The following is an 18,719-nucleotide window of genomic DNA, read 5'->3' on the forward strand; positions in this document are numbered from 1 at the left end:
TCTCAAAAACGAAATGAGGGCCCGGGCTAGATAACAGCGCATGTGTTGAGCCAGATGCCGGCGTACCTGCCGTGCGATGCTCTGGCCCGCAAACGTCAGCGGTACCGATGGGTGGTGTTTTGTGTGGACGAGGCGTGCGCCGGGTTAGACTGCAGGCTAATCAGTGTTGCAGTGGAATCATTTGCCCCATGATGCGATTTGTTTGTGAGCTCGCCGATAGCGAGCATGTTATCGAAGCCGATACCCCCGAGGAGGCGGCGCAGATAGCCGCGGCGCGCGAAGCACGCACCGACCAGAAACAGTGTTTAACGGTGACTGTGTCTGAAGCGAACGAGGCGAATTTGCCGTTGATCGTGGGGGGTGATTACGAGGTCGAGTGCGAGCCGAACGCGGAACCGCGCGTGCGGGGTCGCGAATGAGTATCGGCACTGCCTATCGTTGGCCCGAACTGGCGACGCATCGCGACTGGCTGCGCGCTGAAGGTCGACGACTGCTGGATTTCCACCGCGCGGCTGTAAAGTCCAGCGGCGGTTTTGTCCGCCTGGACGGCGATGGCCGCGCGCCCCCCGATGCCACCGCCGAAACCTTGGTTACGGCGCGCATGACGCATGCGTTCGCGCTGGCCACACTGGCTGGTCACCCGGGCGCTGCGTCGCTGGCACGCCACGGCGTGGACGCGCTTCGCGGCGTGTTGCACGACGATGTGCATGGTGGCTGGCTGGCCGACGAAACCGTGGCGGCACAAAACGCGGACAAGCAGTGCTACCTCCATCTTTTTGTCGCCCTCGGTGCGGCCACGGCCCGGCACGCCGGTATTGATGGCGCCCACGCACTGCTGACGGATGTGCTGGCCATCATTCAGCGTTATTTCTGGTCCGCCGATGAGCAGGCGTTTGTCGAGTCCTATGACTGCGCATGGGGTACGTGTGCGGACTACCGAGGTGGCAACGCCAACATGCACGGCGTCGAGATGTGTCTGGCGCTGGCTGATGTGCTGGGCGAGCCAAGTTGGCGACAGCGCGCGCTCGCGGTCTGCGAGCGACTCATCCATGGGCACGCACGGGCGTGCGGCTACCACGTTGTCGAACATTTTGATGCGGGTTGGCATGAACTGCGCGACTTCAACCGGGAGGCGCCGAACGATGGTTTCCGTCCATTCGGCGTTACGCCCGGCCACGGCTGTGAGTGGGCGCGCCTGTTGTTGCATCTCGAAGCTGGACTGTCTGCTGCCGGCGAGGCGGTGCCCGATTGGTTGGTCGACGACGCCCGTGGCTTGTTTGATGCCGCGATGCAAGACGCGTGGGCGGCCGATGGTTATCCGGGGCTGGTCTATACGTTGGATTGGCAACGATGCGCCTCGTCGTCGCGCCGGCGCCACTGGGTACACGCCGAGGCGATCGCGGCGGCTGATGCGCTGGCCAAACGGACCGGCGAGCCTGCCTACGAGCAGTGGTATCGCGATCTCTGGGACTTCGCCGAGACGACTTTCATTGACCGCGAGCGCGGCAGTTGGCGTCACGAACTGGATCGCCATTTGGCGCTCGATCCGGCGTGTGGCGACGCTAAATCCGATTTATATCACGCCTATCAGGCCACGCTTTTACCGCAGCTACCGCTGGCCCCCGCGCTGGCAGTCGCTGTTGGCCGGCCGGCGGGGCGCACATTGTCATGGTGACCGAGGCTGTCGATACGGGCGCGAGAGTGCCGGCCACGATGGCTGCGATGCAGCTTACCGGCCATGGCGGCCTGGAACAGCTGGTCTACCGCGACGACGTGCCGGTGCCGGTTGCGAGCGCGGGCGAAGTGGTGGTCGAGGTAACCGCTACAGCCAAGAACAATACCGACCGCAAGGCGCGCGAAGGCCTGTATGCGACCGGTCGCCGTGCGACCACGACCTCGTTCGCGGTTGCCGGTGATCCCACGCTCGTTTTTCCGCGCATTCAGGGCGCCGATATTGTCGGCCGGATCGCGGCGGTCGGTTCTGGCGTTGATCCGGCGCGCATCGGCGAACGTGGCTTGCTGGATTTCAATATCTACGCCGATGACCGGCGGGATATCAATCTCATGCCAGACTATTACGGCCATGGCGCCGATGGTGGTTTTGCCGAGTATGTGGCCGTGCCGGCCGATCAGTTTCACGGCATCGACGATGCCCAGCTCACCGATGCCGAGCTCGCTAGCCTCGGGATGTGTTCTTATCAGACGGCGTATCACATGCTCACGGCTGCCGATGTGGCGGCCGGCGAATACGTGCTGGTGACTGGCGCCAGCGGTGGCGTCGGCACGGCGCTGATCCAGTTGTGCCGGGTGTTGGGCGCAGTGCCCATCGCGCTGTCGATGCCCGAGAAAGCCGCGCGCGTTCACCAGGTCGGCGCCGAAGTCGTGCTCGACCGTAGCCAGCCTGAGTCGTTGCTGGACCAGGTACGTGAGGCCACCGGCGGCGCGCCGATCGATGCCGTGATGGATCTGCTGGGAGGAACCGTCACCGAAAGCCTTATCGCGACCATGACGTTCGATATGCGGGCTCGGGCGACCTACCCGCGCTTGTCGATCGCCGGCGCCTCTGCTGGCCGCGCGACGGAATTGCCGTGGGCGCTGGTCTATCTCTATCAGGTACGCATCGTGGGCGTGTCGCACGGCACCCGCGCCGAGGCCGAGCAGCTCATCGAATGGATCCGTATGCGCCGGCTCGCGCCGATCCTGCACGGCACATTCCGGCTGTCCGCGCTACGCGAGGCCGAGCAGTATTTTGCCGATCAGAGCCGACAGACGGTCGGCAAGATTGTGATTGTGCCCGACCGCCACTGGGCGACGCATGGCGCGCCATACGCGCTCGCCGATACGCCATGAGTCATCGCCACGTCATCGAGCTTACCGACGTCCACGCCGGGGGGGACATCAGTCGGATCGTCACCGGCGGCGTAGGCACGATTCCCGGTACAAACGTCCGCGCGCAGATGGAGTATCTACGCGATCGAGCCGATGGTCTGCGTCGGTTGTTGCTCGAAGAGCCGCACGGTCGCCCGGATATGTCGGTTGATTTGATCGTGCCGGCCGCTGATCCGGCTGCCCAGGCCGGCTACGTCATCATGGAGGTAATGGGTTATCCCATCTATTCCGGCTCGAATACGATCTGCACGGCCACAGCGCTGCTTGAAACCGGCCGTGTTGCCAAACGTGAAGGGCGTCAGCAGTTCGTGCTTGAATCGCCTGCGGGCGCAGTTGATATCGCGGCCGAAATCCGGAACGACGTGGTTGAGTCGATTACTTGCGAAGGCTTGCCGAGCTACGTTGAGACGCCCGACGCCCGAGTTACGGTGCCAGGCGTCGGCACGGTCCATTACAGTGTGGTTTACAGCGGCGGTTTCTACGCCGTGGTCGATGCTGAGGCGCTCGGTTTTGATTTGGTGCCGGCCGAGCGCGACCCGTTGGCTGAGACCGCGCACGCCATCGTGACGGCGATCCGCGCCGATTCAGCACCGCGGCATTATCGCCTCGGTGACGTCGGACCGTTACCATTCGTGCATTTTGCGGGGCCGGTCTCGCAAATCGGAGGTGGTCGCTATCGCGCGCGCTCGGCGACTTATGTTCATCCGGGTGTGATCTGTCGCAGTACGACCGGTACGGGGACATCCGCACGGCTGGCGCTCATGCACCGCGACGGCCGCCTGACGCCCGGCGATGTCTTGGAAACGGTGTCGATTGGTGGTTCGGTGTTTTCCGGCTGTTTAACCGGTGTGACATACGAAGCGGAGCGAGCGCTTGTGGCCAATACGATTAGCGGCCGTGGTTACGTCACGGCACGCTCGCAGCTCGTGTTCGACCCTGACGACTCGCTGATCGCGCCCAACATGCGTGATCTGCCACGCGCGCCGGACACGCCCTGAGTAACAGCTCGGACGCGACCGCATTCAATATGAAGCGTCTCAACTATTGAATAGCAAGCCACAGCACGCCGAGGCCGTAACCGACACCGCTACGCTCCTCTGCGATGAATGCGACTGGATGTCGCGCGTCCCCGTGCGGTATTCGGGGCAGCGCGCACACTGCCCGCGTTGTGGCCATCATTTAACCGGCCCGGCGCAGCCAACGTTGCAAGCGCCTGCTGCCTGGGCGGTCGCTGCGCTGGTTCTTCTCGGACTCGCGTTCGCGTTTCCGTTTATCGGCTTTTCCAGCCATGGCATCGGTCACGTCATGCGCTTCGGCGACACCGTGGGCGCGCTGACTGCTCACGGCTATGCACTGATCGCATTTGTGTTGATCGTCACCACCGTCGTGGTGCCAGGGCTGTACGCGCTTGGCCTTGGCTATGTTGTCGCCGGTGTTCACGTTGGCCTGCGACTGCCCGGGATGGGCGTCACTGCGCGCCTGCTTCGGCGTCTCGAACCATGGATGATGCCGGACGTGTTGATCGTCGGTGTATTGGTCAGCCTCATCAAAATCGTGGGCATGGCCGATGTGCATCTCGATGCGGCGTTTGTCCTCTACTGTGGTTATGCGTTGGCGCTCTTGCGTAGCACCATGCTGGTCGATTGGCCAGCGGTTTGGGCCGCCATCGCGCCGCGTGTGTCAGCTGCTGCGGCCACGCCCGGGGCGACCGGTGCGGCACAGGCGGCCACTGCCTGCGCCGGATGTGGTCTGCCCATAGACGACGGTTTCCGTGGTCGCTGTCCACGCTGTGGTAAACGCCAGCGCGCGGCGGTTGTGGACCGGCGTCAGCTAACCGGTGCGTTGCTGGTGACGTCGGCCCTGCTCTATATCCCGGCCAATATCTATCCCGTGATGGTTATTGAACAGCTGGGCAATCAACAACCACAAACGATCGCTGCCGGTATTCTGCATCTGGTCCATGCGGGTGACTGGCCCATCGCCACGGTGATTTTCGTGGCCAGTATCATCGTGCCAATCGCCAAGATCGTAGCCCTGGCTTGGCTTTGTTTGGTGTCTTGCTACAAGCCGCGGGCGCCGCTGATGTACACACAGCTGTACCGCGTGACTGAAAAAATCGGGCGCTGGTCGATGATCGATGTGTTCGTGGTCGCCATGCTGGCGACGTTGGTGCAGACCGACGGCTTGATGTCGGTTACACCGGGCCCGGGCATCGCAGCATTTGCGAGTGTGGTTATCCTGACCATGGTCGCTGCCCTGACGTTTGATAGCCGCACGCTGTGGCCACAAGTGTCGGCTGCCGCGTCGCCATGCTTTGTCGTGATCGCAAACGATCAACGACAGGCGCTGCGACCGGTAGACTGCCGCCGGTAACATATAACGTTGGCCGCCGCGTGGCGTCCGAATGCATCGGGAGATCGGGGAGGCGTGCTTTGGGTAGTTTGAATGTTGAAGGGGTAATCGCTGCGTGACCGATGACAACGGACAAACCGCCCAATTGTCACGCGCGGGCTGGCTGCGCGTTTCGCCGGTCTGGTTGATCCCGCTGATCGCGGCATTAATCGGCGTGTGGCTGCTCTACGACACGTTCGCGAATCGCGGGCCGGTTATCAAACTGCATATGGATGCGGCGCAGTCGATCCAGGCTGGCAAGACGCAGCTCAAGGTGCGCAGCGTTTCGGTCGGGCATGTCACTGATGTATCGCTTGCTAGCGATTATCAGGATGCGGTTATAACTGTCCAGATGGATAGCGACACCGCGAAACTGATTGGCGATGATAGCCGTTTCTGGGTCGTCAAACCCCGGGTTGGTCCGCAGGGCATCAGCGGTCTCAATACGATCCTGTCGGGGGCTTATTTGCAGTTGCGCCCGGCGGGCGAGCCAAGCGGCAAGCGTCGCTTCAAAGTGCAGGATACGCCGCCAGCCGTGCCCGCCAATCAGCCGGGTAAGTCGTTGCAACTCGTGACTTCCGGCAACAACAGGCTGTCGGTGGGCGATCCCATCGTCTACCAGGGGCGCAACGTGGGGCGGCTCGTCGACAGCCGTTTTTCGGTGGGTAAACGCCAGACTGTTTACAAGCTGTTCATTCGCAAGCCTTATTCCAAATTAATCACCGATCGGACCCAGTTCTGGATGCGTTCGGGCATACAGTTCCACCTCGGTTCACAGGGCGCCGATGTTCAGGTTGGTTCGCTGGAAAGTATGCTCGTCGGCGGTGTGACTTTCGGGGTGGCCAAGGGTGTTAAAGCTGGCAAGCCGGCCGAAAATGGCGACCGTTTCAAGCTCTACGCCACACACAACGCCGCGAAGCAGGATCGCTACGATCGCCGCATTAAATACGTGATGCTTGTCGACCAGTCGGTGCGCGGCCTGTCTGATGGCGCTCCGGTCAACTATCGTGGCTTGCGGGTCGGAACTGTCGAAAAAGTGCCGTTTTACCGCAACTTTCACCTAGAGCGGTTCTCGGAGTTAAAAATACCAATTCTGATCGCGATCGAACCGCAACGCCCGAGTCTGGGTTGGACGGACTGGTCGGACGCCGAGTGGCGACAAAAGAACCGGCGCTTTTTCAAACATGGGCTGCGTGCCACTGTTAAATCGTCAAATCTACTGACGGGCAGTAAACTCGTGTCTTTAAATTTCGATCAAAATGCGCCGCCCTACGAGACGAAAAAGATCGGCAAATACCCGGTCTTTCCCAGCGAGCCGAGTCAGATCGCCAGTATTCAAAAACAGTTGTCGGATCTGATGTATCAACTAAACGATCTCGACGCCAAAGCGTTGGCCAATCAGGTCAAAGGCACCGTCGGCGAAGCCAACAAGACACTCAAACAAGTGCACCAGATGAGTCGCCGAATCAATCGTTTGCTAGCGCAGCGCGATACAAAACAATTGCCCGCGAAGCTCAATCAAACGCTCAAACAACTGCGTACGACGCTGGAGGGCTTCCAGCATGACTCGCCGGCCTACAAGCAATTGAACGACACACTGAATCGTCTCGATCAAGTGCTGGGTAATGTGGCGCCGTTGTCGCGCACCTTGCGTGACCAGCCGAATGCATTGATTTTCGGTCGCCCCGAGGGTGAGGATCCGATACCGCGAGCGAGTCACTGATCATGTGGCGAACGCGAGTGGCGACGGCACTGCTTGCTTGTGTACTGGTGCTGGCTGGCTGTGCCAGCAAGCCGTCATCGGTATCTTATTTTCGGTTGCATGCCCCGTCTGGGATCAGCTCGACGGCGCTGGATACGAGTGCGCCAACGCTTGTGATCGCGCCGGTTGCGGTCGCCGACTATCTCGACCATGACGGTCTCGTGTATCAGCCGGATGCGTATCGAGTCGTTATCGCCAACGACAACCGCTGGGCGTCACCACTGCCGGGTCAATTGACCACAACGCTCAAGCGGAATCTCGAGGCGGCCATGCCGAATACGCGTGTGGCACAAGCCGGCTCCGGTACGGCATCTGCCGCCACATTGCGTGTCAAAGTCGACAGTTTTGTCGGCAACCATAATGGCAATGCCCACATCGCCGGGCGTTGGCGACTGGTGGGGCCGGCCGGGCAGGTTCTCAAAACCCAGACATTTGCACGCGATACGCCATTGGCCAGCGATGGTTATCGGGCGTTGGTCGAGAGTCTGTCACGCGGATGGCAACAAGTCGGCCAAGCGATCGTGTCACGGATCACACCGGTGCTCCATTCGGCCGACGACCGAGCCGGCTCGAATGGCACCTGATTAAAACCGTTGGCAGATACGCGCTGATTGGGCCTTATCAGTTGGCCCAATAGCTGTCGCGTGGCTGCTTAGTAGTGTCGGTCCCCGGGCTGGGGTGGCACCCACTGATACAGCCAGGTCTCGGTCAATGTCTGGCCGCCGCTGTGTAGATAGCAGCGCATGGTCACCGGCTCGGTGGAAGCGCTTTCCGGTTGCCAATCGAATTCGGCACGGTATTCGCCGATCGGACCGAGTTGGCGCGTTGTCACCTTGCCGAGCTTGCCGCGTGAGATTGATATATTGGCTTCGACTTCGGCATCGTCACCCAGTTGGTCCAGCGGCTTGCCTTTGAAATCGATCGCAAAGCGCCGTGCGTAGTCTTGGGGCGGATTTTTGCCCGGTATTACGCCCGCTGGCACGTTACCCATGCCTGTGCGCGTCTGGTCCACTTCGGCGAGGCTCGGTGAGACGGGTGGCAGGGGGTACCAATAGAGTTTGTAATCGTAGCTCAGGTGTTCGCCGGCACTCACGGTTTGATGCGGTTGCCAAAACACTGTGATGTTGTCGACGGTCTCGCCCACGGTGGGGATTTCGATCAGTGTGACGGCGCCCTTGCCCCAGTCGTTTTGCGGTTCGATCCAGAGGCTCGGTCGACGGTTATACCAAGCGACGGTGTTTCGGTAGCTGTCGAAGTCGTGGTCGTGTTGGACCAACCCGAAGCCTTTCGGCGAGTCGTCCTGAAAAGCGTTGTCCTGAATCGTTGGGGGGTTATAGAGTGGGCGGCAAACCCATTCCCCATTGCCGCGCCACATCGATAGCCGGTCGGAATCGTGCATGCGCGGATAGATCGTGTCGCGAGCCTGCGGTTGTGCGCTGCCTTTGAGATACATGCTCGACATGGGGGCGATGCCGAGGCGGTTGACCGCCTTACGGGTATAGATATCGGACTGGACTTTCATGGTCACGCCCGGTTCAGCCGTATCGATGTCGAATCGGTAGATGCCGGTTGCGCTGGGCGAATCCATCAGCGAGTAAACGGTCAGTTGTGCCGAGCCATCCGCTGGACGCACGAACCAGTGCTCGATGAACTCGGGGAATTCCTCGTCTTCGGATGCGTTCACATCAATCGCCAGACCGCGCGCTGAAAGGCCGTACTGGTGGGTTTTGTCGACAGCCCGGAAATAGGTCTTGCCTAGAAAAGAGGCCAGTTGGGGCTGGTCGCTCTGGCTTTTTTTGATCGCATAATCAAAGCCCGCAAAGCCCAGTTTTTTGCCCTTCAGCTGCGCGGGGTCGATACCCGCGTCTTGATAATCGAACATGCCGGGTTGAAAGTCGACCCGATGGGCGCGTTCGGTTTTCGGGTTTACGACATTCATGCGCACCGGCGTGTCAAAGGCCATGCCGACGTGCGAAAAACTAACGACGACATTGGTCGAATCTTGGTCGGACCATAGATTCCCCGCCTTTTTCGAAGCGATCTGGTGAAACTGTTTCGGGCTCAGATCCTGTAAAACCGACGGCAGCTCCTCGCTATGTGGTTTGTACGCACGCTGGGCCATCCGTTGTGCACGTTTGTGTAGTGCGTCGACCGAAAACGCTTGGCCGTCGTGGTGCTCGGCGCTGTCGGCCAATGCTCGAACGGTCGGTGTTGCTGCTGCCCCCGAAGCTAGGATGGCCTTGAGAAAATCACGTCGCTGCATCGTGGAAGTTATAGCGTTTGAATGAACTTGGTGATCTAGACACGAAATGGCGCTAAAGATTCCGTGCCGGCGACCGGGGCGAGTGCGTCGGGGGGTACGATAGTACGTGTATCGCTCGCCGTTAATGAATCGGCGGCGTCATCCGGGCATGGAGGAAAGCGCATGTCAGCTAGTTTGATTGGTGTCATCGCCGGACTGACGGCCGTAGTCGTCGTTGCCGTCGCATTTTTGGGGTATCAGTTCTGGCGCGCGCGGCAGATACATAAGTATATCGACTACAGCAAACTCCGCGACTGGGACGATGATCAATGGAATGACTGAGCCGGCGAATGCGGGCTGTAATTTTGGAGCAACGCGCGGGCCGCCACCGCCACGGGCGTACTGAGTTTTTAGTACTCTAAAAAGTCGACTGCCAAGTTTTTCGCTACGGGGGCAAACAGATGCTTAATAAATCGAAGCAACACATGCGTTATGGACGACAGGCTGTAGCAGTCGCTGCGGTCATGGCGACACTGGTGTGGAACGCGGCCGCGGCCGCCGATCAGTCCAGCCAATCCAAGCCGACGCTAACTGCCGCCTTGGTCGCCAGTTTTGTGCCTTTTGAAATGAAGAAAAAAGGCGATGACCGCATCACTGGATTTGATGTCGATATCCTGAAAAACGTCGCCAAACGGGCCGGGTTCGATTATCGAGTCCGTTCACTGGACTTTAAAGGCATCATCCCGGCGCTGCAGACCGGCAGTGCCGATATCGCGCTGGCCGGCATCAGCATTACGCAAGAACGCGAGAAAGTGATCGATTTCTCCGATTCATACTACCTGTCTGGCCTTAAACTCTTGGTCCGTGATGGCGACTCAAGCATCCAGAAACTCGCCGATCTGGCGGGTCACACGGTAGCAACCAAAATCGGTTCGACGAGCTATGAATACCTGCAGTCGCACCTCGACGACAGGGCCAAAATTAAGCCTTATCCTAATAGTTCCAGTATGTATCTGGCGTTGATGTCGGGCAGCGTGGATGCTGTGTTCTACGACGCGCCCAATGTTGCCTACTTTGCACGTACCAAAGGTAAGGGCAAGGTACATATGGTGGGTAAGCTACGCGCTGGCCAGCCCTACGGCATTGCGTTTCCGCAGGGCAGCAAGTGGGTCGAGCCGGTGAACAAGGCATTGGCCGCGATGCATCAGGATGGCACCTACGCTCGCATCTATAAAAAATGGTTCGACAAGGAACCGCCCAAACAACAGACGGCCTCGGAGTAACTGTCTGACAGACAAGCGCGCCTCGAGATCACACTGTCATGCAATTTGACTGGCACGCCGCAATCGCGAGCATCCCGGCGCTGCTGACCGGTGTGCCGTGGACATTGCTGATCTCGTTTTCGGGGCTGGCGATCGGATTCGTGATCGGCATCGTTTTCGGCCTGTCGCGGATCAGTCCGGCAGCGCCGCTGCGTTGGTTGGCCACGACTTATATCGAGATCTTTCGTGGCACACCAGTGCTCGTACAGGTGCTGTTCATCTTCTATGGGCTGCCGCAAGTCATCGGCGGACCGATCAACGCCGTCGTGGCGGGCGTGGCCGCTATCGCGGTCAACGCCGGAGCCTATATCGCCGAAATCGTGCGCGGCGGCGTGGTGTCGGTCGACGCGGGTCAGAACGAAGCCGGCCTGTCGTTGGGACTCGGCCGTGCGCAGACCTTCTGGACGATCATCTGGCCGCAGGCGTTGCGACGCATGATCCCGGCGCTTGGCAATCAGGCCATCATCAGTATCAAGGACACGTCGCTTTTTTCGGTTATTGGCGTCGGCGAATTGGTACGCCAGGGTCAGATCTATATCGCGACCACGTTCGATGCCATGGAGGTCTATTTTATGGTGGCGGTGCTGTATCTGGTAATCACACTCAGCTTGTCGGCCGCGCTGCGTTTGCTTGAGCGGCGTGGCGTGGTTGGTGCGTGAATCATGGCGCAAAGCGACGACACGCAGGGCCCGATCGTTTCTTTAAGCGGCGTCGATAAATATTTCGGCGATGCCCGTGCGCTAGCCGAAATCGACCTGAGCGTGGCCGCCGGTGAAGTCGTCGTGGTGATCGGGGCCAGCGGTTCCGGTAAATCGACGTTGATCCGGTGCGTCAATGGCCTGGAGAGCTTCCAGAAGGGGCGCCTCGATGTTGCCGGGTACACGTTAACGCCGGACAGTGGCGCACAATCGGTGCTGCCCGCGGTGCGGCGCTCGGTGGGCATGGTGTTTCAGCAGTTCAATCTGTTCCCGCACCGATCCGTGTTGGCCAATGTCACGCTGGCACCACAAAAGGTCCAAGGCCAATCCGCCGCGCAGGCGACCGAAACCGCGGATCGGCTGCTGCGTCGTGTCGGCATCGCCGATCAACGCGACAAATATCCGGCACAACTGTCCGGCGGGCAGCAACAGCGCGTGGCGATCGCGCGTGCCCTGGCCATGAATCCGCGCCTGATGCTTTTTGACGAGCCGACCTCGGCACTGGATCCGGAAATGATCGGCGAAGTGCTCGATGTCGTACGCGAATTGGCCGCCGAGGGCATGACCATGATGATTGTCACGCACGAAATGGGGTTTGCGCGCGAAGTCGCCGATCGTGCGGTGTTTGTACACGACGGTCGGATCATGGAACAGGGCCGCCCCCAGCAGGTGTTCGATAATCCGACGGAGCCCCGGACAGCCGAATTCCTGTCACGCGTGCTGCACCACTGAGTCGGCTGAGCGTCGCCGATGGATGCCGGTCTGTGGCTGGGGCTGGCGACCTGATTACGAGCGCAGCGCCCCGCGGCGCGCCAGCAGTACGCCGGTAAGCACAATGGCAATGCCTGCGGCCTGTGTGCCGCCGACGGCTTCGTTGAAGGCCAGCCATGCGATTGCCGTGGCTAACACAGGCTGGATCAGCAGCGTGATAGCGCCAAACGCCGGTGGCAGAAACGCGAACGCGTAGGCAATAAGTCCTTGCCCGAGCGTCTGCGATAATAGTGCCAAACCGATCAACGGTAGCCAGGCCGCGGCACTGGCCGGCAGTGCGGGCGTGCCCGCTAGCCATGCTGCTGGCGCTAGGAAAAGTGCGGTGAAGATCATGGTCCCGGCCATCACACACGGCGTCGTGTACTCACCGCGCAGCCGTGCCACGGCCAGGAAATAGCCGGCGTAGAACATGGCCGTGGATAGGCCGAGAGCGTCGCCGACCAGGTGCTCGTGGTCGACGTTGATGCTAAGCCCAAGCAGCAGGGTAACCCCGATCAGAGCGATGGCCATGCCGAATAAAAACTTGGGCGCAAAGCGTGTCCCGAACAGTGCGAAGGAAAAAATCGCGACGAAGATGGGCGCGGTATTTGGAAAGAGTGTGGCATCGGCTACTGACGTATATTGGATGGCGAAGTGCCAGGTGCCGAGATCGCCGGCGAACATGAAGCCAGCCACCGCAAACCAACCAACATCCGAAGCCCGTGCCGGCGTGCGTCTCAGGTTGCGTTTGTTCGGCGTCATGGCGGCCGCGATCACGAGGCCGGGGACGGCCAGCACCGCGCGCCAGAACGCCGTTGGCAGCATACCGATGGTGGAAAGTCGCACGAATATCGGCGCGAACGAGATGAATACTGCGCCCACGATCAATATGTAGAAGGCACGTCGTGCGTGTATGTCGTTGGTAACGACGGCGAGACGGTGGGTCGCTGAACTCATAGAACACCGGAGCGCGGTGCCCGCGCGATCGGCCGAGGATAGGCTCGCTATTCTTACACGGTAACCCGTACCGTGCCGCCGCTTGCTGCGCGCTGACAAGAGGCCGCGTTTTGGCAACGCACATGGGCACCCCATAAAAGAGCGCGTCAGGGTTTAAGTCGAGGCGCACATGACGTGACGTCGCCAGTTGGCCCGGTAGTCGGTCAGATGGTCCATCCCGGCGGGCGTGGCACGGCACGTAGTCGTGGCTTGTCGGCGCGGGTCGGTCTCATTGGCGAGGCGTGCTGCGCCGGCCGCGTCAGCCGCGAGTTCGACCGGCTGGCCGCGAAGTTGGGCAACGATCGGCGCAAACAATGGGTTCTCGGTGAACCGGCCTTCCAGGATCAGTGGTCTCCGATCAGCGCTGGCCGATTATCAATCGACCAATGATGCGCTCATGGCCAACCACGCGGCGGCTACGGTGGCGGTGTTCTCCATAACGAGCCCCGGTATATGGACGCTGAACGGCATCTTCAGCATGGCGCTTTTGGGTGTGGAGATCGGAATCATTGCGCTGGGCCAGACATTCGTGATTAATACCGGTGCGATCGATCTTTCGGTCGGCGGCATGTATGCCCTGTCGCAGGTTGCGATGGCGCTGCTGATACACACTGATCTGCCGTGGCCGCTCGCCGTTGCCGCCGGCATTCTGGTTGGCACGTTACTCGGCGCGATTAACGGCTTGGCCGTGGTCGTGTTCGCTGTACCGGCGATCATCGTCACGCTGGCGACCATGTTTGCCTATCAAGGCCTAGCGTTGGTCGTGACCGGCGGCGTCAACGTATCCAATCTACCCGAGTCGTTTTTGTGGTTCGGTCAAGGCACGCTATTCGACATCCCGGTTCAACTGCTGCTTATTTACTTGCCGCTTTTGATCGTGTTCGGTTGGATACAACACCGTAGCCGTTTCGGCCGCGAACTCTATTTGGCCGGCACGAACAGTCTCGCTGCGCGGTTGTCGGGCATTCGCGTGGATCGTGTCTATCTACGTGTCTTCATGATTGCGGGCGGTTTGTCCGCCGTGGCTGGTGTCATCGATGCGGCACGGCTCATAATGCACGGCCGGACGCCGGCATGTCGGCCAATCTAGTCAGCATCACGATTGTGGTGCTGGGCGGGTCGAGTATCTTCGGCGGCACCGGCAGTGTGCTCGGAACCGCGGCTGCCACGCTTGTCATAGCGTTGGTCGAGTACGGTCTGAGTTTCAACAATGTGAATACGATCTATCAGTCAGGCATGGTCGGCGTTATCTTGATTGGCACCGTGATTGTTCAGAATGTGCTGCAACGATATGGCCGACGCCGGCCAACCTGATCCAACGCGCCCCGGACGCTGTCGCTATCCATGGCGCTCGGCCGAAGGTCTGTCGGTGTGAGTTCGCCACGCGTTGTCCTCGCGCCGGATAGTTTCAAGGGGAGTCTGGATGCACCGGCAGTTGCCAACGCACTGGCCGACGGCATCCGGTCTGTCGCGCCTCAGTCGGATATCGTGCGAGCACCGATGGCTGATGGCGGCGAAGGCACGCTGGCTTGTGTCGCGGCAGCATGCGATGGCCGGTGGCGATCGGTCACCATGACCGGCATTCACGGCCGGCCCGTTACCGCCGATTGGTACCAAGGTGTCGATGGCACGGCCTACATCGAGTCCGCTGCGGTCCTAGGCCTGCCATTGATCACGCACACCTCGGATGCACCATCGATATGGCATCGCAGCAGCGCGCCACTCGGCGCACTCATACGCCATGTGCTGGATGCCGGCTGTATATCGCTCGTCGTGGCGTTGGGCGGTAGCGCCTGCAACGATGCGGGTCTCGGGCTGCTGACCGAGCTTGGCCTGTGTGCTTTCGATACGAATGACAAAGCGGTCGCCGACGGCCCGGCCGATCTGTTGCGGTTGGCTCGAATCGAGCACTGCGCCTTGGCGGATTGGCGACAGGACATCGACGTGCGGGTGCTTTGCGATGTCGACAATCCGCTGCTGGGCGAACGCGGTGCGACGTATGTCTTCGGGCCGCAGAAAGGTCTCGACGATACCGATCTCGCCAGCGTCGACACGGCCTTCGCGCGTTTTGTGGACCAACTGGGCGCCGATGAATCGAGTCGCCGGCCCGGTGCGGGAGCAGCTGGTGGCCTGGGGTTCGCGCTGGCCACGCTCGGGGCGACACTCGAGCCAGGTGGAGACGGTTTGCTGGAGCTGACCGGGCTACGGGACGCACTTCCCGAAGCGGATTATGTGATTACTGGTGAGGGTCGCACCGACGCCCAGACCCTGGCCGGCAAGACCGCCCTGGCGATTGCCCGTGCCGCTGATCCGGCACCGACCGTGCTCGTGTCGGGTGCTATCGACGAGGCAGTACGTCCGCGGCTAGCAGCCGAGTTTAGCGCCTGTTACAGCTTGGCCGAGCAAAGTGGCAGTATCGATGCTGCACAAGCCGACACGGCATATTGGCTCCGCGAGGTTGGCCGGGATTGGGTAACCTGACCAAGATGCTGGACTCAGCAATCGGTTGTCCGCCGGCTGGCGCCCCCCTGGCCACGGTCGCCAACTGTGTACATATGGGGTAACGACATTCTCGGCGACAAACTGGTTACACTACGCCACGACAGACCCTATCTAGGTTGTAGTCGATGCTTGAGCGCATGGCCAAAGTCATTGCGAATGGTGTGACCGTCAGAGGTTGGCGCTTGCCTAGTAGCTACGCCGAGCTGGCGTTGCATGCTCGGCGGCTCGGGCGACGGGCCGCCGCCGGCCCGAGCTGAGCGATGGGCGCCGTGCACATCGGTCTGTTCGTTCCCTGTTTTATCGACGCGTTCTATCCGAAAGTCGGCATCGCCACGTTGGAGCTTCTCGAGCGCCTCGGTTGTCGTGTCGACTACCCGTTCGATCAAACCTGCTGTGGCCAGCCGATGGTCAATGCCGGCTGCCACGCGGAAGCTGCGGCCACGGAACAACTGTTTGTGGATAATTTCGCCGCGTATGACGCGATTGTCGCGCCTAGTGGTTCTTGCGTGCATCAGGTGCGCGATAACTTGACCGCGATCGAGCAGACGCCAGCGGTCAAGCATGTGCGCGAGAACACGTTCGAGTTGGTCGAATATTTGCACGACGTGCTGGAAGTTGAGGCTTTCCCCTGGGCGTGCTTTCCGCATCGGGTGGGGTATCACGATTCCTGCAATACGCTGCGCCATCTGGGCCATGGCAAGCCCAGCGAGCTGTATGGGCCATCGTTCTCGAAACCGCGCACGATGTTGAGCAAAGTCGAAGGTGTTGAGCTCGTCACCCCGGATCGGCCTGATGAATGCTGCGGCTTCGGTGGCACCTTTTCGGCGACCGAGCCGGAGGTCTCCGGTCAAATGGGACGCGACAAGATCGCCGATCACGGCCGCGCCGGCGCCGATTACATTGTGTCGGCCGATACCTCCTGCCTGATGCACCAAGCCGGCTGCGCCAAACGTATCGGGGCCGGTATCCAATTCCGCCATATCGCGGAAATCTTGAACGGAGCCAATGCTTGAGCAACGTCGATCATATGGCGAGTGATAACGGTGCGAATGCGACGAGTGAGGCCCAGCCGCGGCCGGCCAAGCCGGGCGCTGGCAAGCGTGTCGATCATGCAGCGGGTGCACGGCAGTTTCTCGCGGCCACCGAGCATGCGGAATCGCACGACGAACGCGTTTGGGCGATGCGCCAGCGCCGCGACGCCGCGGTTGAGACCATTCCGGAATGGGAGGAATTGCGCGATCTGGCCAGCCAGATCAAAACTCACGCGTTAACCCACCTCGACGAATATCTGGAACAGTTCGAGGCCAACGCGAAAGCCAACGGCATCCACGTGCATTGGGCCGCCGACGCCGCTGACCATAACCGTATCGTCCACGAGATTTTTCAAGAAAACGGTGTGCAGCGGGTCATCAAGTCCAAGTCGATGCTGATGGAGGAGTGCGGTTTTCGCCAGTACATGGACGCCGCGGGCTTCGATATGATCGAGACCGATCTCGGCGAGCGCATCCAACAATTGGATGACGAAGACCCCAGCCATGTCGTGGTGCCCGCTGTGCACAAGATGCGCTCGGACGTCTCGCAGGTGTTTTCAAAAACACTGGACTCGGATCCGGGCAACGACGACGCCCACTATCTGACCGAACACCAGCGTCAGGCCACGCGGCCGTTGATTTTGGATGCCGACGCCGGCATGACTGGCGCCAACTTCGCAATCGCCGAAACCGGTGGTTTTGTCGTCTGCACCAACGAAGGCAACGCCGACCTATCGGCTAATGTGCCCAATCTGCACGTGGCCAGTATTGGCATTGAAAAGGTCGTGCCCCGCGTCGAGGACATGGGTGTGTTCATCCGCATGCTTTCGCGTTCCGCGCTCGGCAGCCCAATCACGCAGTACACGTCGCATTTCCGCGGGCCGAAGCCGGGCGGTGAGACACATATCGTGCTGGTCGACAATGGTCGCTCCGAACGGCTCGGAAGCGAGAAGTTCTGGAGCGCGCTCAAGTGCATTCGTTGCGGCGCCTGCATGAACACCTGCCCCGTGTTCCGGCGCTCCGGCGGGTTGTCATACGGTGCGACTTATACGGGGCCGCTCGGATTGATCCTGGACCCGAGCATCGATGCCCGTCGCTATTCCAACCTGCCGTTTGCGAGCACGCTAAACGGCAGTTGCACCAACGTCTGCCCGGTCAAGATCAACATCCACGAACAGATCTTCGAGTGGCGTAAAGTGTTGGCCGAGGACAAACAGGTTCCCTGGACGAAGCGGTCCTCGCTGGCTGCTGCGGGGCGTGTGCTAGCTTCACCGAAAAGCTACCGTGCCGCACTCAAAACGGCCCATTCCGCGCTGCACTATCTGCCCGATTGGGCGATCTACAATCGATTGAATGCCTGGGGTCAGGTTCGCGATCTGCCTGATGTGCCCGCCGAAGGCACGTTTCACGACTGGTACCGCAAGCATCGTCTTAATACAGCCGAAGCCGGTGATAACGAATGAGTGCTCGCGCCGATATCTTGGCTGCCATTCGTGCCAACAAGCCCGGATTTTCAGGCCCGGCACCGGACATCCCGAACCACGATGACGGCTACCCATGTGACGCGGCCGATCTGCGGGCGCTCTTTGTCGGCGCGATGGAACAAATGGGTGGTGCCTGGGTTGAGCCAGCAAGTGACGAAACGTTGACCGCAACCGTGCACCGCGCGTTGGGCGATAGGCTCGATGCCGGTAGCTGCATCGCGTCGAATATTGCTGAAATACCCGGCGATCGACGTGTGTGCGAAGCCGATACCTCGGCCAGCCTGAACGATGTGGACGTCGCTCTGCTACGGGCCCGCTTCGGCGTCGCCGAGACTGGCAGTGTTTGCTTTACCGAACACGAGTTGGTCGTCAACGCGGTCGCGTATCTAGCCCAGCATTTGGTTGTTCTGCTCGATCCGAGCGAGATCGTCACCAATCTACATCGCGCCTATCAGCGCGACGACTACAAAACCGCCCGCTACACTGTCTTCCATACCGGCCCATCGGCGACTGCGGATATCGAAGGCGTGCTGGTGCGCGGTGCTCAAGGCGTGCGCTCACTGACAGTTGTTCCGGCAGTTGATCAGGCACCGACCCCAGGTGGATGAATCAGAGGCACCGGTTGAGGCCGTGTCGTTGTGCGTGCGCGGTG

The 18,719-nt window shown here is 60.6% G+C and carries 20 protein-coding genes; 17 read left to right on the top strand and 3 right to left on the bottom strand.

Going from position 1 to position 18,719, the window contains the following annotated elements:
• Nucleotides 1-188: 188 nt before the first annotated feature.
• The 7 genes from HKX41_07815 (at nucleotide 189) to HKX41_07845 (ending at nucleotide 7,626) form a co-directional block, all read left to right on the top strand.
• Nucleotides 189-419 (top strand): hypothetical protein, encoded by a 231-nt coding sequence (locus HKX41_07815; protein ID NNC24061.1) that lies wholly within the window; start codon nucleotides 189-191, stop codon nucleotides 417-419.
• On the top strand, nucleotides 416-1,675 hold the full coding sequence (locus HKX41_07820) for a sugar isomerase (protein NNC24062.1): 1,260 nt from the start codon (nucleotides 416-418) through the stop codon (nucleotides 1,673-1,675). Before HKX41_07815 ends, HKX41_07820 begins: the two co-directional genes overlap by 4 nt.
• Nucleotides 1,669-2,850: a zinc-binding dehydrogenase gene (locus tag HKX41_07825; protein ID NNC24063.1), complete on the top strand. Its 1,182-nt coding sequence runs from the start codon at nucleotides 1,669-1,671 to the stop codon at nucleotides 2,848-2,850. Before HKX41_07820 ends, HKX41_07825 begins: the two co-directional genes overlap by 7 nt.
• Nucleotides 2,847-3,887: a proline racemase gene (locus tag HKX41_07830; GenBank protein NNC24064.1), complete on the top strand. Its 1,041-nt coding sequence runs from the start codon at nucleotides 2,847-2,849 to the stop codon at nucleotides 3,885-3,887. The genes HKX41_07825 and HKX41_07830 overlap by 4 nt, the downstream gene beginning before the upstream one ends.
• A gap of 46 nt (nucleotides 3,888-3,933) precedes the next feature.
• Nucleotides 3,934-5,262 (top strand): paraquat-inducible protein A, encoded by a 1,329-nt coding sequence (locus HKX41_07835; protein ID NNC24065.1) that lies wholly within the window; start codon nucleotides 3,934-3,936, stop codon nucleotides 5,260-5,262.
• A 94-nt stretch (nucleotides 5,263-5,356) separates the two neighbouring features.
• Nucleotides 5,357-7,003: an intermembrane transport protein PqiB gene (gene pqiB / locus HKX41_07840; protein NNC24066.1), complete on the top strand. Its 1,647-nt coding sequence runs from the start codon at nucleotides 5,357-5,359 to the stop codon at nucleotides 7,001-7,003.
• A 2-nt stretch (nucleotides 7,004-7,005) separates the two neighbouring features.
• Complete coding sequence (locus HKX41_07845) at nucleotides 7,006-7,626, top strand: hypothetical protein (GenBank protein ID NNC24067.1); 621 nt, start codon at nucleotides 7,006-7,008, stop codon at nucleotides 7,624-7,626.
• Nucleotides 7,627-7,694: 68 nt separating this feature from the next.
• Here the strand turns inward: HKX41_07845 and HKX41_07850 are convergent, their stop codons facing one another.
• Nucleotides 7,695-9,305 carry a glucan biosynthesis protein D gene (locus tag HKX41_07850; protein NNC24068.1) on the bottom strand — a complete coding sequence of 537 codons (1,611 nt, stop codon included), beginning with the start codon at nucleotides 9,303-9,305 and terminating at the stop codon, nucleotides 7,695-7,697.
• A gap of 162 nt (nucleotides 9,306-9,467) precedes the next feature.
• Here HKX41_07850 and HKX41_07855 point away from each other — a divergent pair, with 162 nt between their 5' ends.
• From HKX41_07855 to HKX41_07870, 4 genes are all read left to right on the top strand, one after another.
• Nucleotides 9,468-9,626: a hypothetical protein gene (locus HKX41_07855; protein NNC24069.1), complete on the top strand. Its 159-nt coding sequence runs from the start codon at nucleotides 9,468-9,470 to the stop codon at nucleotides 9,624-9,626.
• 182 nt (nucleotides 9,627-9,808) lie between these two features.
• Nucleotides 9,809-10,567: a transporter substrate-binding domain-containing protein gene (locus tag HKX41_07860; GenBank protein ID NNC24070.1), complete on the top strand. Its 759-nt coding sequence runs from the start codon at nucleotides 9,809-9,811 to the stop codon at nucleotides 10,565-10,567.
• Nucleotides 10,568-10,605: 38 nt separating this feature from the next.
• A complete protein-coding gene (locus HKX41_07865; protein NNC24071.1) occupies nucleotides 10,606-11,265 on the top strand; it encodes an amino acid ABC transporter permease in 660 nt (219 codons plus the stop codon).
• A 3-nt stretch (nucleotides 11,266-11,268) separates the two neighbouring features.
• Entirely contained in the window at nucleotides 11,269-12,036 is a 768-nt protein-coding gene (locus tag HKX41_07870) for an amino acid ABC transporter ATP-binding protein (protein ID NNC24072.1), read from the top strand.
• 54 nt (nucleotides 12,037-12,090) lie between these two features.
• On the opposite strand, the gene HKX41_07875 is transcribed toward HKX41_07870, so the two are convergent.
• Nucleotides 12,091-13,011, bottom strand: a complete 921-nt coding sequence (locus HKX41_07875) for a DMT family transporter (protein NNC24073.1) — start codon at nucleotides 13,009-13,011, stop codon at nucleotides 12,091-12,093.
• A 153-nt stretch (nucleotides 13,012-13,164) separates the two neighbouring features.
• On the bottom strand, nucleotides 13,165-13,365 hold the full coding sequence (locus tag HKX41_07880) for a hypothetical protein (GenBank protein ID NNC24074.1): 201 nt from the start codon (nucleotides 13,363-13,365) through the stop codon (nucleotides 13,165-13,167).
• Nucleotides 13,366-13,447: 82 nt separating this feature from the next.
• On the opposite strand from HKX41_07880, the gene HKX41_07885 reads away from it, so the two are divergent.
• The 6 genes from HKX41_07885 to HKX41_07910 all read left to right on the top strand — a co-directional run bounded on the left by HKX41_07885 (nucleotide 13,448) and on the right by HKX41_07910 (nucleotide 18,675).
• On the top strand, nucleotides 13,448-14,140 hold the full coding sequence (locus HKX41_07885; GenBank protein ID NNC24075.1) for an ABC transporter permease: 693 nt from the start codon (nucleotides 13,448-13,450) through the stop codon (nucleotides 14,138-14,140).
• Nucleotides 14,125-14,364 (top strand): hypothetical protein, encoded by a 240-nt coding sequence (locus HKX41_07890; protein NNC24076.1) that lies wholly within the window; start codon nucleotides 14,125-14,127, stop codon nucleotides 14,362-14,364. Before HKX41_07885 ends, HKX41_07890 begins: the two co-directional genes overlap by 16 nt.
• A gap of 57 nt (nucleotides 14,365-14,421) precedes the next feature.
• Nucleotides 14,422-15,531, top strand: a complete 1,110-nt coding sequence (locus tag HKX41_07895; GenBank protein NNC24077.1) for a glycerate kinase — start codon at nucleotides 14,422-14,424, stop codon at nucleotides 15,529-15,531.
• Between the two features lie 290 nt (nucleotides 15,532-15,821).
• Nucleotides 15,822-16,565, top strand: a complete 744-nt coding sequence (locus HKX41_07900) for a (Fe-S)-binding protein (GenBank protein ID NNC24078.1) — start codon at nucleotides 15,822-15,824, stop codon at nucleotides 16,563-16,565.
• 14 nt (nucleotides 16,566-16,579) lie between these two features.
• On the top strand, nucleotides 16,580-18,046 hold the full coding sequence (locus HKX41_07905) for a lactate utilization protein (protein ID NNC24079.1): 1,467 nt from the start codon (nucleotides 16,580-16,582) through the stop codon (nucleotides 18,044-18,046).
• Entirely contained in the window at nucleotides 18,043-18,675 is a 633-nt protein-coding gene (locus HKX41_07910; protein ID NNC24080.1) for an LUD domain-containing protein, read from the top strand. The genes HKX41_07905 and HKX41_07910 overlap by 4 nt, the downstream gene beginning before the upstream one ends.
• The last annotated feature ends 44 nt before the right edge of the window (nucleotides 18,676-18,719 follow it).

It is taken from the genome of Salifodinibacter halophilus (assembly GCA_012999515.1).
Lineage (GTDB): Bacteria > Pseudomonadota > Gammaproteobacteria > Nevskiales > Salinisphaeraceae > Salifodinibacter > Salifodinibacter halophilus.